The organism is Streptococcus sp. k-163 (genome assembly GCF_013277555.1).
Taxonomy (GTDB): Bacteria; Bacillota; Bacilli; order Lactobacillales; family Streptococcaceae; genus Streptococcus.
This window is the reverse complement of sequence record NZ_VMND01000002.1, coordinates 94,461-112,213: the sequence shown is the minus strand read 5'-3', so window position 1 is coordinate 112,213 and position 17,753 is coordinate 94,461. Positions and strand designations below refer to the sequence as shown.

At 39.8% G+C, this 17,753-nt stretch carries 8 protein-coding genes; 1 reads left to right on the top strand and 7 read right to left on the bottom strand.

Annotation, left to right across the window (positions count from 1 at the left end; genetic code table 11):
* From HT731_RS00795 to HT731_RS00770, 6 genes are all read right to left on the bottom strand, one after another.
* Positions 1 to 5,531 (bottom strand): Ig-like domain-containing protein (locus HT731_RS00795; protein WP_173277246.1); only part of this gene is annotated, 5,531 nt, incomplete at its 3' end.
* A 911-nt stretch (positions 5,532 to 6,442) separates the two neighbouring features.
* Entirely contained in the window at positions 6,443 to 7,789 is a 1,347-nt protein-coding gene (gene glnA, locus HT731_RS00790; RefSeq protein WP_001122886.1) for a type I glutamate--ammonia ligase, read from the bottom strand.
* Positions 7,790 to 7,825: 36 nt separating this feature from the next.
* A complete protein-coding gene (gene glnR / locus HT731_RS00785) occupies positions 7,826 to 8,182 on the bottom strand; it encodes a transcriptional repressor GlnR (protein WP_000659551.1) in 357 nt (118 codons plus the stop codon).
* Between the two features lie 76 nt (positions 8,183 to 8,258).
* Complete coding sequence (locus tag HT731_RS00780; protein WP_000119911.1) at positions 8,259 to 8,786, bottom strand: aromatic acid exporter family protein; 528 nt, start codon at positions 8,784 to 8,786, stop codon at positions 8,259 to 8,261.
* Between the two features lie 135 nt (positions 8,787 to 8,921).
* Positions 8,922 to 10,118 (bottom strand): phosphoglycerate kinase, encoded by a 1,197-nt coding sequence (locus HT731_RS00775; RefSeq protein WP_001096743.1) that lies wholly within the window; start codon positions 10,116 to 10,118, stop codon positions 8,922 to 8,924.
* 89 nt (positions 10,119 to 10,207) lie between these two features.
* Positions 10,208 to 15,319, bottom strand: coding sequence for a bacterial Ig-like domain-containing protein (locus HT731_RS00770; RefSeq protein WP_173277244.1), 5,112 nt, complete (start codon positions 15,317 to 15,319; stop codon positions 10,208 to 10,210).
* 304 nt (positions 15,320 to 15,623) lie between these two features.
* Here HT731_RS00770 and HT731_RS00765 point away from each other — a divergent pair, with 304 nt between their 5' ends.
* Complete coding sequence (locus tag HT731_RS00765; RefSeq protein ID WP_125422298.1) at positions 15,624 to 17,255, top strand: Na/Pi cotransporter family protein; 1,632 nt, start codon at positions 15,624 to 15,626, stop codon at positions 17,253 to 17,255.
* 199 nt (positions 17,256 to 17,454) lie between these two features.
* Here HT731_RS00765 and HT731_RS00760 read toward each other — a convergent pair whose 3' ends face one another.
* Positions 17,455 to 17,751, bottom strand: coding sequence for a bacteriocin immunity protein (locus HT731_RS00760; protein WP_173277242.1), 297 nt, complete (start codon positions 17,749 to 17,751; stop codon positions 17,455 to 17,457).
* Positions 17,752 to 17,753: the final 2 nt, after the last annotated feature.

Here is a 17,753-nt window from a genome sequence, read left to right as displayed (position 1 = left end):
TTCAACGTTGCGGTGCCGTCTTCGCCTACAGTGACTTCCTTACCTGGGTTCTTCGCTTTGACTTTGTCTTCCACTTGTTTTTTCTCTTCTGGAGTTAAGTGCGCTTTGTCTTTAACTGGAACTTTCTCGTCTGGTTTCACTGGGGTGAAATCTTGGTTGACCAAGTCACTTCCTGGAATTTGGTGGCTGATGCCGGTTGTTGGATCTTTCAACGTTGCGGTGCCGTCTTCGCCTACAGTGACTTCCTTACCTGGGTTCTTCGCTTTGACTTTGTCTTCCACTTGTTTTTTCTCTTCTGGAGTTAAGTGCGCTTTGTCTTTAACTGGAACTTTCTCGTCTGGTTTCACTGGGGTGAAATCTTTAGGCTGCGCTGTAACTATTTTTGGATCTGATGGTCTACTATCACCTTTCGTAGCTGTTGCTGTTACCTGACTTCTATCTTTAACACCTTCAGCTGGAATTAACAACGTTCCTGTTCTTGGATCAACAGTTACTCCTGCTGGCTTATCTGATGATGACCATGTTCCATTTTTAGCTTTAACTACTGTTACTACTTTAGAATTTTGTTGCTCATCTGTGTAGTTAACAATTACTTTATCTGCATCCCCTGTTGGTGTTACTGTTACTGTTCCATCTTTTGGTGCAGTTGCCATTGGTGACGTTGGCTTAGAATCACGTACTTTAAAGACTTTAGAAGCATCTAATCGATCTGTACTATCGTCTTTATAGGTCACAATCACATTATTGCCATTAACTGTTACAGACTTAATTTTATCGCTAAATGTTGGATTAGCTTGTTTTACAGCATTCTCAATTTGAGTCGCATCTGCACTATCTAATAATAATGGTGTGCCTGGCGGCTGTGCATCATATTTAAATGTTTGAGGTTTCCATACAAATCGAATGCGTCCAGGAGCTCCTACATCATTAGCATGACCTACATGCTCATAGTTAGTATTTCCACTTGGATCTTCTGCAAATAAGTATCGAGAAATTTGCCCGCTTTGTTCATTAAACTCACCCTTAGGAATCTCACCAGTTACCTTAAGAATAGCCGGAGAATTTTGGCTTGCTGGTGTATCAGTGTGAATTTTAGTAGCGCTCAAGTAAAGTGCTGATCGGGTTTTCCCGTTCAAGTATGAATCTTCTGTACCTAGACCCTGTCTATTATCAGCAGCAAACGCTAAATGCAATTTAGAAATCTTACCAGAATTATCCCAAGCTTTCAGTGTAATATCGTTATTTTCCCCAGAGTAAACATAGATCTCTTGTCTAGCTGGATTATCATAAGGAATTTCAACTATTGGTCTAATCTTATCATTTGATTCAACCAGCTTGTCTCCAGATATTTCATGAGATATTCTTGATTTAGGATCAGTTACAGTGGCAGTACCATTAGTCGATACCTGTACTTCTTTACCAGGATTAGCATCTGAAACTTTTTTCTTAACCTGATTAACTTCACTCGGTGTTAAAGAAGTTACTTTTGTAACAGGTGTCTTAGCAGGAACTTTTGGCGTGAAATCTTGGAAAGTAGCAACCTTAGCATCACTTGGATGTGAGATATTTCCTGCTTCATCTGTTGCTTTAGCTGTAACATTACCTTTCGGAATTTCCTTAGTCGGATCGATAAGCGCTTTACCACTTGCGTTAGCTACACCGCGTCCTAGTTCTTGATTTCCATGATCATATAAAACAACAGATGCACCTGGTTCTGTATCTACTTCAATTTGAGTTCTAGTTCCAGCTTTATCCGTCAAGTTAGTTGGAATCGTTGGCTTACCTGGAGCTACATTATCTAAAACAACATTATCAGGTGTTTTTGCATTACCTTTTTGAACAGATCCTCTACCTTGGTGATTGTAGGTAATATTCCCGTTATTTTCAACAGTTACTTCTGACTTATTGATACCAGGATTGGCTTTTTCATAGGCTGTTTTAACTCTTTCTTTATCTGTTGGAGTTAAATGATTAATATCTTTTACAGGTACTTTCTCTCCTTTATTTGCTAATACATATTGATTAGCCTCTTGAGATGATCTTATTCCTGAAGCTACCGTAATATCTTTATTTTCTGCAATAGCTTGGATTCTATCTAGGGTTTCAAATCTTGTACCTGAAGGCAATTCAAAGGTTACACTTCCATTTGAATTTGGTGAAATTCGTACATTCGCCGCATTTTCTAACGTCTTATAACGTCCAGAACCTTCTTTTTCAATTTTAACTTTTTTCCCTTGAATAACTGCAGTGATAATATCTGTTCTGCCTTGCGGAATAATAGTTACGCTTGTTGAACCATGATGAGGTTGCTGAATAGTCAAAGCTTGCGGTGCAGGTACTGTCGCTTGTTTTGGAGCACTTGCATCTGTTGTGTGATCACGATTATCAGTTGCTTTTGCTGTTACATTTCCATTTGGAATCGGTCTTGTAGGATTAATAGTAACTCGACCACTTTCATTTGCCGTACCTTCTCCCAATTCATGGCCTGAGTGATCGTAAAGTTTTACTTTAGAACCTGGATCTGCCGATACAGTAGTCGGTGTTTGTGTATCTGCCTTATCGATTAAGGATGTTTCTATTACTGGGCGTTTTTGAATAGTGTATGCCGAAGCTACTTTATCTACTGATTTATCAGGATAAGTGATGGTAACATTCCCTTTTTCATCTACTGAATAAGTTGCCTGATCTAATAATGCTCTGTATGCTGCATCTGTATATGTTCTATTGTTCTTCTCTTTAATCGCTGCAATGATTTTCTCTTTTTCTGGACCACTTACAGCGTTTGGATTGTCTACAGTAATCTTTTTATCAATAGAAATATCATATTTTTTCGCTACTTCAAGAACGTTAATGGTTGTACTAACATTTGCACTTGAACCAGCATTATGGCGTCCATAATTAGCTGTTGTTGTCTTGCTTACAACATAATAATTAAGAACCGTTGGTCCTAGGGGCTGATCCATTGCAATCGTTCCACTAGTTTTTCCCGTACGAGCCGTTTCAGGGGTGGATTGAGCTGTTACTAAGAAACCGCCTGATTCTTCTAATCCTTTGACATGGCCTCTAGTATTTGGATTTGGCAAAAATTTTTCTAGATATTTTGCATAAGTAGAAACATTAACTTCGACATGATCTCCACGATATGCTGTAACCCATTCTTTATCCACTCCGATAGTAGCTCTTGCTTTACCTTCGGAAGAAACTTGTTTCGCTCCTCCATGACCTATTTGAGTTCTCGTAACATTCACAGGGTCACTTTTTGCTGATTCTTTACCTCCAACAGGTGTTGAAGTCGCTCTAATTTGCCCTTCAGGTAAACTATTTCGAGGATGTACCATTGCATAGCCATCATTTCCAGCTTGAGCTTCTCCTATCAGTACATCATTATTATCGTAAAGTTTTACTGTTGAACCTACTGGTGCTTTTACTCTGACGTCTGCAGGTATACTTGCTTTCCCTGTTAAGTCACTCTCGATGTGAGCACCAGATGTTAATGGAGCCTCTACTACATTGACAGGTTTCCATCCCTCAAGACTTCCGTAACCGCCTTCTTTCATATTTGAAATAACAGACGTTTGAGATCCTACTTTCATATCACTATTCAATCGTAAATTGATGATAGAATAGAACTTATTACTTGTATTATCTACTGAAGTAACAGTTGCTAGATTACTTTGAAGAGATTGCCATTGTTGATTAATCGTAGTACGTCTAATTGCAACTTGATGCTCTTGATTATTCGTATCTCTATACTTCAAATACGCCATCCCTGCATCATGTGGTACAAATAATTTAATATTACGTTGATTAGATGTAACCTCACCTACAGGATGTCCCGGTGAATGATCAATCCATGAACGTCCTAATGAAACATCCACATTCGTTGCTTCACTCTCTTTGCCATCAACACTTTGAGTTACTGTTATCTTATCTTTCGGTACAAGTTGTTCTCCAGTATCTGATAGATTACTATTTAAACCAGCATCTAGTGAAACAACCCAATGACCACTTCCATCAACTTTTGTCTTCTTAAAAGTATTTCCATTTTTCTTAACAGAAATAGTCGCTCCTGGTTTCCCAGTCCCTGATAATTGATTATCTGTTGACGGTACAGTCTGCATACGTACAGTGTCGTTGGTTCGAGTATAGTTGTGGTTAACAGTAGGAGCGCCTACTGCATTGACATGGATACCTACAGCAGGGAAGTCTGAATTTCGACTTGTAATCGCCGCCTTACCACTTAAGCCAGAATTTTCAAGAGTATTCTGTACAATAGCGGTCGCAAAGCGAGCAAAAAGATTGTGATGTGTTCCTCTAGTAGTTACTTCATAGACTATTCTATCTGGCACAGCTCCACCAATAAGTCTGTAGTGACCAATAAACATCTTATAATTAGAGAAAGGCGTACTAGCAGGGCGTCCTCTGGAAATTTCTCTCTCTTCTAGTACACTACCACCAGCTCCACCTCTTTCTACTACACGAATATTTTCAATAGTATCATCTGATGTAACTGCAATACCAGCCCAAGCATGATTCTTATGAGCCGGACGGACAGCCACTCTCCAAATAGTACGATCACCATCAATGTCATAATGAAGATTTTCAAACTGTTTAACTCCATCACCACTGATAGTACCTGAGTCGAGATTTCCAGCTACAGAACGATCAATTGATCGAGCTGCATAATGAGCTATTCTAAACCCAGAATAACCTTTTTTCTTCTTATCAAGAACATCCTCTGTCGCCTCATCTACAAGATTACTTTTCGTATCTATCGGCAACAGTTTATTATCTTTGTTTGGCAGTTCTAGACTATTAGCTTCCTTATCTACCTTGTTTAAGCTTCTATCGGAAGCTGTCACAGTAGGTTTTGAGCTATCTCTAGAAGTTTCTTCTTTACGAACTTCAGTAGCAGCCTCATTCGTGCTCTTATCTTCTAGTAAAGAATCCTTAGCATTGCTACTTTCAGCCTGATTAGCAGTCTCGTCTACCGCTTCAGCAGAAGGCACCTTACTCTCTTCTTTCCGCTCAGGTTGACTAGCACTACTTTCTTGCTCTTTTAATGTTTCTATCAGCTTTCTAATTTTTAGAATATGTTGATCAATATCCTCTGATTTAGCATCCTTATCAGAAAGCAAACGTTTGCTTTCATCAGTAAGCTGAAGAAGCTGATTAGACAATGGAGCAAGTTTACTTTCTTTTACCTTAACTACAATATCTTTAAGCTCATCCATCACTTGAAGAAGGGCTGATTTATCAACAACTTTTGTAGTTTTTTCTTCCAAATTCCTTTCAGCAAGCTCTTGACTATTTGGCAAGGGTTCTTCCTTAGCCCTACTCCTACCCTCATCATTTAGGGTCTTCTCAGTCGCTGCTGTATCAGGGGATACAGATAGACTATCTGCTCTAGCTACTCCATTTGCAAAAAACAAGAGGGCAGCTATAGCTACACTAGCAGCACCAAAATGGTACTTTCTAATCGAATAGCGAAAAACTTTTTCACCATTCCTATTATTCTTATGTCCAAACATAAATTTTTCCTTTCTATTTTTAAAATGACATAACTATATATAGTTTATCACAATAAGTTGATATAGTAAAATGATATCTGTAATAAATAATTAACAACTATAGAGTATTTTTATAACGAAGCAGTTCCTAGAATAGTAAGATTTTCGTTGAAAAAAGAGCGATTAATACATGACAAAAAATCTTTAAACTATTGATTCCTGTATGGATAAAATAAGTTCCACCGCTTGCATATATATATATATATATGCAAGCGGTGGAACTACCCTCTATGTATGAATTTGTATATTTACTAATTAGGACTAAACTATAAAATTTTAGTAGCTTGATTTTTACAAAAATAGCAATTATCCTTATTAAAGAAATATCAGAAAATTTAATATAAAAACATCAAATGCATCAAATCAATTTATGACAAACACACCTTATATTCATGTAGATTACAGCATACTATAGACGATAAAACCTCAATTCAAGAAAAAATAAAAAAACTTCTCATCTATTACACTCATCTAACTGAAGCGCATAAAAGACATATTGTAATCGATCTTTATAGCTGATACTCAATGAAAATAGAAGAGTATGAGCAATATGAAAACACTATATCATATTTAAGTCGCAATAGTATAACACGACTTCTAAAACATTGTTAGGAATTATTTTGGACAATCCTAGACTCAATTCATTATCTTCCAATCTACTATAATAAACTTATGCTCAATGAAAATCAAAGAGCAAACTAGGAAGCTAGCCGCAAGCTGCTCAAAGTATAGCTTTGAGGTTGCAGATAACGCTGACGTGGTTTGAAGAGATTTTCGAAGAATATTAGTAATCTACAAAAGACTAAATGTAAGTACTCCAGTCTTTAGAACAACATAAAAAGGTTGCCCAAACGGACAACCTTTCTGTACCATTAATATAAATCTAAATAGTTATCAATTTCCCATTGTGAAACGAAGGTTGCATAACTTGCCCATTCGATTCGTTTGGCTTCAAGGAAACTAGTATAGATATGTTCTCCAAGAGCCGCTCTGACAACTTCATCTTCAGTCAAAGCCTTCAAAGCGTTGTGAAGGGTTGATGGAAGGTCTGTAATGCCAGCTTCCTTACGCTCTTCTGCTGTCATAATGTAGATATTTTCTTCGATAGGAGCTGGTGCTTCGATTTTGTTTTCAATACCATGCAAACCAACTTCCAAAAGAACCGCCATAGCGATGTATGGGTTTGCCATCGGATCCACTGAACGTAACTCAAGACGAGTTCCCATGCCACGTGAAGCAGGTACGCGCACAAGTGGCGAACGGTTACGACCAGCCCAAGCAATGTAAACAGGCGCTTCATAACCTGGAACCAAACGTTTGTATGAGTTAACGGTTGGATTCATGATGGCAGTATAGTTGTAAGCATGCTTGATCAAACCGCCAAGGAAATGATAGGCCGTTTCTGACAACTGCATTCCTTTTGGATCATTTGGATCAAAGAAGGCATTGTTTCCTTCTGCATCAAACAGGGACATATTACAGTGCATACCTGACCCAGCAATACCAAATTTTGGTTTGGCCATAAAGGTTGCATAAAGCCCGTGTTTGCGAGCAATGGTTTTAACAACAAGTTTAAAGATTTGAATCTTATCACAAGCACGGAGAACTTCATCGTACTTGAAGTCAATTTCATGCTGTCCAACCGCAACCTCGTGGTGACTCGCTTCTACTTCAAATCCCATTTTGGTCAAGACATTGACAATCTCACGACGTGTGTTGTCCGCAAGGTCCGTAGGCGCCAAATCAAAGTAGCCACCCTTGTCATTTACTTCAAGTGTTGGGTCACCATTTTCATCTAGTTTAAATAAGAAGAATTCTGGCTCTGGTCCAAGGTTGAAAGATTTGAATCCTACTTCTTCCATGTGACGAAGAGCTCGTTTCAAATTGCCACGAGGGTCACCTGCAAATGGTTCACCTTCTGTTGTATAGACATCACAGATTAAACCTGCAACACTTCCATTTTCATCTCCCCACGGGAAGACTGTCCATGTATCCAAGTCTGGGTACAAGTACATATCTGACTCATTGATACGTACAAAACCTTCAATAGAAGATCCATCAAACATAGCCTTATTTGACAAGACCTTATCTAATTGTTCATCTGTAGCAGGAATTTCGACGTTTTTCATCGTTCCCAAAATATCTGAGAACATGAGACGGATAAAGGTAACATTTTTTTCCTTGACTTCACGACGAATATCTGCAGCTGTGATTGGCATGAGTTTTCTCCTTAATCTATGACTACTTGCGGTTGCCTAACCGCGACCAAAAGGTGATCGTACTGAAGCAAAACGTCCCTGTTGGAGAAGTTCATTGTGAAGTGCACGACGCACCTCAGTCTGACTCACCACTTTCTTGGACTTCGCTTCACGTTCAGCATATTTTTTCTTAATGGCAGCGATATTATAACCTTCTGAGATATAATCTTTGATTTCAAGCAGACGATCCATGTCATTCAAGGAATACATGCGACGGTTCCCTTCATTTCGATCAGGTTTAATCAACTCTTGATCTTCATAATAACGAATCTGACGTGCCGATAGATCTGTCAACTTCATAACACTGCCAATAGGAAAAACAGCCATGTTTCGGCGAAATTCTTTTTCCTTCATTTACAATTTCCTTCTTTCTGTCTATTATAGTCTAAAAAAAGACAAACGTCAATTGATAATGTTATAAAATGTAACATTATTTTTCTTTTTTCTCTAAAAAGAGCCGAATGCGATCAATATCGTAATTTACGAGAATTGCAACAAAAACTCCCATGAAAGTTTCCGATACACGAGCAAATACGTACAAAATTGTCTCTCCGCTCGGAATCGATAGGGTAATGATTAACATGGCCGCTACACCGCCAATAACGCCCGCTTTGTTATTCATGGCCACATTTGTCATAATGGTTAACATGGTGCAGATTGGAACAACTACTAAAGTTACCCAAAAAGCTTCATGGAAAAAGCCATTTAATAGGAAGAAGACCAGAGCATAGAAGCCACCGATACTATTTCCTAGAATGCGCGAAGTCCCAAAATGAACACTCTTATCAAAACTCTCCCTCAAGCTAAAAACGGCTGTCAAAGCACCGATTTGAAGACCTTTCCAGCCAAAAAAGCCAAAAATTAAGAGAACTAGAAAAACAGCAATACCTGTTTTAAAAGTTCGCATACCAAGTTTGAACTGGGATTTATCGAATTTATATTTTTTAAAATAACTCATAATCTCAACTTTCTATTTCCATTTTATCATAAATCGGTGATTTTTATGAGTAATAGTTGAGAGGAAGCGTTTTTATTTCAAGCAAAAGAAAAGAGGAACTTTCATCCCTCTCTTCTTTGATTCATTTATGAAATCTTATTTTTCTGTCAAGGCTGCAAGACCTGGAAGAACTTTACCTTCAAGAAGTTCCATTGATGCTCCACCACCAGTAGAGATCCATGAGAACTTGTCTGCACGTCCAAGGTTGATCGCTGCGGCAGCTGAGTCACCACCACCGATGATTGATTTAACACCTGGTTGTTTCACGATAGCGTCCATCACACCGATTGTACCAGCTTGGAAGTCTGGGTTTTCAAATACACCCATAGGTCCGTTCCATACAACTGTTTTAGCACCAGTCAAAGCTTCGTCAAATTTAGCGATAGATTTTGGACCGATGTCAAGACCAAGGAAGCCTTCAGAAACTGCTTCACCTTCAGTGTCACGCACTTCAGTGTAGCCAGCAAATGCGTTTGCTTCTTTTGAGTCAACTGGCAAGATCAATTTACCGTTTGCTTTTTCAAGAAGAGCTTTCGCAACATCCAATTTGTCTTCTTCTACAAGTGAGTTACCGATTTCGATACCTTGTGCTTTGTAGAATGTGTAAGTCATACCACCACCGATAAGGACTTTATCAGCTTTTTCAAGCAAGTTTTCGATAACACCGATCTTGTCTGAAACTTTTGAACCACCAAGGATAGCTACAAATGGACGTTCTGGAGTTTCAACTGCTTCTTGGATGTAGGCAATTTCGTTTTCAAGAAGGAAACCAGCAACTGCTTTTTCAACGTTTGCTGAGATACCAACGTTAGATGCGTGTGCACGGTGAGCTGTACCGAATGCATCGTTTACGAAGATACCATCTCCAAGTGATGCCCAGTATTTACCAAGTTCAGGATCGTTTTTAGATTCTTTTTTGCCGTCAACATCTTCGTAACGAGTGTTTTCAACCAAAAGAACTTGTCCATCTTCAAGAGCGTTGATTGCTGCTTCCAATTCAGCACCACGAGTGACACCAGGGAAAACAACGTCTTGACCCAATTTAGCAGCCAAGTCAGCAGCTACAGGAGCAAGTGATTTACCAGCTTTATCAGCTTCTTCTTTCACACGTCCAAGGTGAGAGAAAAGAATTGCACGTCCACCTTGTTCGATGATGTACTTAATAGTTGGAAGAGCTGCTGTGATACGGTTGTCATTAGTGATTACGCCATCTTTCAATGGTACGTTGAAATCCACACGAACGAGGACTTTTTTACCTTTCAAGTCAACGTCTTTAACAGTAAGTTTTGCCATGTTACAAAAACCCCTTTATTTATTTTATTCGAAACTATTATATCACACTTTGGAAATATAAGGAAAGATTTCACAAGATTTTTCGATATTTAATCTTCCTCTTCTTTTTTCTGTTTCAATGTCAAGGCTAAACTAGCGAGACCAAGGCTGGCTAATCCTGCTATTAGGACTTCGTTTGTATCAACAGTCCCTGTATTTGGTAATTGGGCGCTTGCTTCTTCTGATTTAACTGCTGTATTTTGGGCTGGTTTTTCTTGTGTAGGCGCTACTGCTGGTTCAGTTTTTACTTTTGTTCCAATTTCAACAATTTCTGGAATCGCCTCTTGGATGACCTCTGTTGAACGAAGACGACGCTGACCGTTTTCATCAACTTCAAAGACATGTCTTAACAGACCATCTCGTCCCTGTATGATGACTCGTTGTTCCCCAACTAGCAACTCAGCATTTTCATGTTCTTGACGGTCAAATGCAATCTTTTCCTCTTGAACTTCCAATTTAGGAGCCTTTTGTTGGTCAGACACTGGTTGATTAGAAGGTTTTGGAAGGTCTGTGTTTTGTGGTGCAGGATTTGCAGGGATGAGACCAGTACCTACTTCCACGATTTCAGGACTCGCTTCTTTCAAAACTTCTGTAGCGCGAAGCGTACGATTGCCTTGACTATCTACTTCAATCAAGCGACGGATTTGTCCCTCAACTCCTGCTTGGACAAGTTGACGCTGACCTTTGAGAAGACCTGCAGTTAGAAGTTCTTGGTGTTCGAAGGCAATACTTGTCTCTTCAACTTCTAATTTCGGAGTATTCACAACCAAATTCTTGACACCTTCAGTTGGTTCCTTACTTGAAAGAACTTTTGTTCCAATCTCAGTAATTTCTGGAACAGCTTCTTTAACTACCTCTGTTAAACGAAGAGTGCGTTTCCCTTGGCTATCTACTTCAATCAAGTGACGAATTTGTCCCTCAACTCCCTCTTGAACTAGTTGATGTTGACCTTTAAGAAGGCTTGCATTTGGGCGCTCTTGACGTTCGAAGGCTATTGTTTCAGTTTCCACAACTAGTCCAGAGAGGGCTTCAACTGTTGGGGCTACTTCATTTGGATCCTGGCTACCAACGTGATGGCTTTCTGCTGCAGGAGCTAGTTTCTTATTCAGCTGTTCTTTCATGTCCGCAAAAGCTTGTGGAGTTGGTGCTTGTGAGACCAACAAAGCCTCTGCTTGCGCAATTAGTTCTGATTTAGGATATTTTTCGCGGATGGATTCGAGTAAACTTTCTAATTCTTTCCTAGCAGCCTCATAACGCTGATTACCATCCAAGTTTGCGCCTGCTTGTTTCAATTCATTCAAAGCCTGATTAACATCTTCCTGACTGGCACCATGATTTTCTGCAACAGCTTTCGCTCCATTAAGTTTCTCTAGTAGCGTCGCTTGTTTGTCCTCACTAGAGAAGGTGTAAACAACCGTTGACTGACGACCTTGGACAGCAGTAATTTCTTGTTTGAGGTATTCATCGTTTAGTGCTGCTTTTGGAGACACCAAAACATCAAAGTTAACTTCATGGCCTTGGTAACGAAGCTTCAAGGTTTGACGACCAGTCTTTTGAGCATCGTAACCAGAAATTTCAACTCCCTCATCAGTAAAGAAATGTTCTTCCATGGTGTCATTGCTATAAGCCACTGCAAAGCGTCCTTCAGACAAGTCTAAGCTATCACCAACTAGGTAATCTTTTTTCGGTTCCTGACTTACTTCAATTCCCAAAATAGTTTTCGGACTTGCTTCATCTTGACTAGTAACAGTCACTGATAAATTAGCATGTACCGGTTGCCCCAAATATTGTAAAGTAAGATTTTGTGCTCCCTTATAATGCGTATCAAAGCCTGATACTGATACACCTGCGTGAGTTAGGCGAATGAGTTCGTCCTCAGCTCCTCCTTCATACTGAACTCGAAGAACACCACCTCTAAGGTCCAAATCCTCCCCTTCGGCGTAGCTTGTTTTCTTAGGTCCTGTTTCTAGGCTGACTAACTTGATTCTTCTGTCATCTTTTGGAACGGAAACTGCTAGGACATTACTAATTTCCTTGCCTGGCAACTGGGTACGATAGTAAAGAAGACCAGAGTGATTTGTCAAATCCAATGGTGAACTTGCTAGGTCACCTCCAACTTCACTCTTCAAGGTTGCAATTGGAGTTTGAGAATTTGGATTGTCATAAACGGTAATGGTAGCTCCAGCTGGTACGTCTGCAAAGCCAACTTGTACCTTGTTATTGCCTAAAGTACGAGCTGCAGCCTTGGCCATCGGAATATTGACACTTTCTGTATCAAGCTTTTCATACATTTTCCAGTTATAGATACGAATAGCCTTCCATGGAGTTCCATTGTCAGAAGTAACGACATTCAAGCGCCAATCTTGAGCTGTGATAGGTTTGTCAAGGGTAATATCTGTAACATGAGCTTTATTGCCACGAACTTCCTTAGCCAACTTCCATTGACCATCCGCATCTTTATAATAAAGGTCGAAGTCTTTGGTGTTCATCAAACCGTCGTTTACAGATTCTCCACCAGCTCCAGCATGGTCCATCACCCATCTAACAACTGTACGTGGTTGGGTCAAACGAATATCCACACTACCACTTAACTGTCCAGAAGACCACTTGTCAGACAGACTGGTAATGGTACCATTCAACATACCTTCAATACCTTCTCCACCTTCAGTCTTAGGGAAAGTACTATCAATAACTGTTGCACCTGGAACGATATTTTCAGCTAGTGGTTTTGGTAGGCTGGTATCTTTTACAGTCATGCCCCAATCAAAGGTTGTGGTTGCAGCTTCTGAACGAACCCCATTTTTACCGACTGCTACAACCTTCAGTTCTTGAGTTGTACCCTGAGCACTTGCCGAACGGCTAACTTTTGGTAGATAAATAGTTGTAGAAGATGAGCCAGTTAGTAATTTCCAGCTGCCTCCATCTTTTTCGTAAACTTCATAGAAATCTGCATCTTTGTTGCCTTTAAATTGCACAACTGCTTCCGCTTCTTGGGCATTTTTAAGGACTTGTTTGGCTACAGCTACTGTGGTTGGTGCCTGAGGAGCATCTTGATTATTGCTGATGGTCAATTGCCCCAGGTTAAATTGATAACCTTTTAAGTCTTTGTCATTCTCAAAATACAGTTTAATACCGTAAATTGTTTTACCTGCTAAGGCACTCAAATCAAAATCATCGGTAGTCCAGTTATCTGAAACTGTCAATTCTTTACGGGCAGCTTCATCACCGTAGGTATAATCTTTCTTGGTTGCAAATTCTACATAAACCTTGGTACCTTTTCCTCCTTTATGGGCAACATGCAATTTGGTTGTATCTGTCACCTTCAAGCGAGTAGAATACAAATTCACATCTTGCTTGGTCGCACCTGAAAGATCCCTTGCAAATTTGAGAGAAGTTCCACCATTATAAGCATCTTCAAAATCATAGCTTGCTTTCAACTTATCACCAGTTGATTTTTGCCACCAGCGCCATGTCGGAAGAACGCCTGATACTGAACGGTAATTCCACTCAGAATCCTTAGAAACCTTACCATCTACGAACCATTTTCTACCATGACCTGTATTAAAAGAAGTAGTAAAAGTATTACCCACTGCTGGCGTGCGGTCCGCAACTAGGTTAGCAATACCATACCAATCTTTGTCACCTGGTTTTTGGCCAGTAGGATCACCTTGGTAACCTGTAAAGAAGATATCTTCATTCTTATGGTAATCTTCACCAGTTTTTCCTAAACTTGTAATGGTATCTGGGGCAAACAAACCAAGAGAAAGTCGTAATTTCCCATTTTCATCTAAAATGTCATTCCATTTGACCTTGGTCTTGTAGGAACCACCCTGTTGCAATTCCAAACCTGCAAATACATCATAAGGATTACGGCCAATCCAGTTGGCAGTTGTAATAGTGTAATCATTCTTAGCCTTATCCCAGTTAAAGTTAGCAAAGAAGTTGTCTGCTGGAACCTTATCACCTTCAGGTTGCATGAATTGATAGTTGTATTCTCCCAAACCATCTTGGTGGTAACGTCCATAGTTATAGGTCATAGCATCGTACCAAGAATACTTGATTGGATGGTTTACCTTAGCAGCATACTCCTTGGTATAGAGCATAAACTGACGCATCTTTTCTCCAAGAGGTTCAACCAAATCCCCAGTTGTTTCTTGGTTGATGAAATAGCCATCATAGCCATAATACTTGGCCATATCTACCAATTTACGGGCAATTGGGAAGCTACCATCTGGGTCTTGCTTCAAAGCTTCAGCAAATCTTTCTTGATCTGCAATACTATTAGACCAGTTGAAGAAAAGTGTACCATATACAGGAACCCCGTTACGGTGACCTGCATCAATAATGTCAGGAGTTGGTACGAGACCTTCCCAGAAGACCATTGAATCTAGATATTGCCAATAGTCAAAAGCATAAGCCTTGAACTCTTCTCCACCAACAGAAGCATGGTCTTTTGCTTTAGAATTGGTGTTTGATAGAGCTTGAACTTTTGCTTCCTTACTAGCTTTTTCATTGACCAAATGACCTGTTCGACGTGAAGCAAGGGCGACAGACCCGCGGTTAATAGCATCATCTTCACGAGCTCCTGGTTCCCATTTCAACAAATCTTCCCAAGAATTAAATTTGATTTCCTTTGGTTTTAATGTTTTTTCTGTATTTTTAGGGACATCTGGCTGGACTTCTTTTTCAGTCTTATTAGCTTCTGCTGCTGGCTTAGACTCATCTCCTTGGCTAGTTGCTTCAGGCTTTGCTTCCGTTTCCTTGTCAGACTTTGGTTTTGATGTGGCAGATGGTGTTTCTGCAACCACCTCACTTGGTTTTTCCTCTGGTTTAGCTACGCTTACTGCCTCTGCAGTTTCAGTAGTTGCAGCTTCATTGCTTGCTGGCGAAGCAGTTTCAGATACTGTCTCTGCTCCTTCTGCCTTTTCTAGCTTGTTTTCTCCAGTACGTTCCCCTTCATTCTGCTTGTCGGCTTCACTAGTTGGATGCCCACTCTCTCCTGAAACAAGTTCTGTATTAGCTCCGCTATTTTCAGGAACTGCAGTTTCTTCAGCCAAGGCTGGACCAGCAAATAAAACAGCCCCAATCATCAGGGAGCAGGCTCCTACTGATAACTTACGAATACTGTAACGACAACGTCTTTCAAAAAATGAATTCTTCATTTTCTCCTCCTAAAAGATTGGTTTTGTTGCATAAAAAGAAAGCGCTTAACTTTCTTTATAAAATTTTTATCCCAATCACAGGGACCAAGATAATTCCTCCCTCATTTTAAGATATTTCTTTTAAATGTCAATATATAAAAGGAAATGCCTATATCTAGGTTAGAAATTGGTAAAATTAATATAATTAAGATCCATTCTCAGGAATTTTCTTTCTAAAATCTTAGCTTAATACTTGTTAGATTTACTTTTATCCTTTAAAATAGAATAGGAGAAATTCCGTTATTATTTTTCGGAGGAAAAAGAAATGTCCATTAATTGGCAGGAAATTTTATTTCACTTTTTAGGTGGTCTGGGACTATTTTTATATAGTATCAAGACCATGGGAGACGGTTTGCAACAAGCTGCTGGAGACCGCCTTCGTTTTTACATTGACAAGTACACCAGCAATCCCTTTTTAGGTGTTCTAGTCGGGATTGTCGTGACTGCCCTGATTCAGTCAAGTACAGGGGTTACAGTTATCACGGTTGGTCTGGTCAGCGCTAGCCTTCTAACTCTTAGACAGGCTATCGGAATTATCATGGGAGCCAACATCGGAACTACCGTTACTTCCTTTATCATCGGTTTCAAGCTTGGTGAGTATGCTTTACCCTTGATTTTCCTTGGAACCATGTTCCTATTTTTTACAAAAAATAGAACAGCAAACAATATCGGGCGCATCCTGTTTGGTGTAGGGGGAATCTTCTATGCCCTCAACCTCATCAGTGCCGGTATGAGCCCTCTTAAAGATTTACCACAATTCAAGGAGTATATGGTAACCTTGGGACAAAATCCAATTTTAGGAGTTTTTGCTGGTGCAGTGATTACCGTTCTCATCCAAGCTTCTTCTGCGACAATCGGGATTTTGCAGGGTCTCTATGCAGGTGGATTCCTTGACCTTAATGGTTCTCTACCAGTTCTCTTCGGAGATAATATTGGGACCACTTTAACCGTTATCATCGCGGCAGCTGGAGCCAATGTCTCTGCGAAACGCGTTGCTGCAACCCACGTTACCTTTAACGTTTTAGGAACTATTCTTTGCTTAATCTTCTTAGGCCCCTTCACTGCTATGATTGAGTACTTCCAAGCACTCCTTCACCTCTCACCTGAGATGACCATCGCCTTCTCTCACGGTGCCTTTAACGTAAGTAACACCATCGTACAATTTCCCTTCATCGGAGCCTTGGCTTTCTTTGTAACCAAGCTCATCCCTGGTGAAGATGAAGTTGTGAAGTACGAGCCGCTTTATCTTGATGAACATTTGATTAAACAAGCTCCATCAATCGCTCTCGGAAATGCCAAAAAAGAACTCCTACACTTAGGAAATTATGCTTCTAAAGCCTTTGACCTTTCTTACAACTACATCATTGACCTTAATGAAAAGGTTGCTGAAAAAGGACACAAGACAGAAGAAGCCATCAATACCATTGATGAAAAATTGACTCGTTACCTGATTACTCTTTCAAGTGAAGCCCTTAGCCAGAAAGAAAGCGAAGTGCTGACCAACATCCTTGATTCATCCCGTGATTTGGAACGGATTGGGGACCACGCAGAAGCCCTAATCAATCTGACTGACTACCTTCAACGTAAAAATGTTGAGTTCTCTGAAGCTGCTTTGCAAGAATTGGCTGATATCTATCAAAAAACCACTGGTTTTATCAAGGATGCCCTTGATAGTGTGGAAAACAATGATATTGAAAAAGCTCAAAGTCTGATTGAACGCCATAAAGAAATCAACAATATAGAGCGTGTTCTCAGAAAGACCCATATCAAACGCCTCAACAAGGGTGAGTGTTCTACACAAGCTGGAGTCAACTTTATCGATATTGTTTCCCACTACACTCGTGTGTCTGACCACGCTATGAATCTAGCTGAAAAGGTCATCGCTGAACAAATCTAATACTCTTCGAAAATCTCTTCAAATCACGTCAACGTCGTCTTGCCGTACTTAAGTACAGCATGCGGCTAGTTTCCTAGTTTGCTCTTTGATTTTCATTGAGTATAAGTACCAAGAAGCTATCCTAAATGGGATGGCTTTTTTCTCCTTAACAATAGTTGCTTTTCCACCATATAGAAAAATGCTTTGATCCGCAATGGAATCAAAGCATTTTAAAGAGTTCGCCAAACATAATAGCAGAAACCGCGGTTCCTCTGTACTTGGCTTCTTCTCTTTTGATAAAGCGAGCCAAGTTTATCAACTCAGGTGCTGGGTGTTTGGGGTTTAGGAGCAATTCATGATTGACCAGACCTGAGAGACGAACTGCCAGCAATTGCTCATTTGTAGTAGGCAGTTTTTTAGCAGTCTCTAGGAGAGCAGCAACTAAATCTTCACTCAAATCATGTCGAGCATGATTGTAAAGATCTTTTATAAGGCTTTCTAGGTTTGGTTCTACCATCC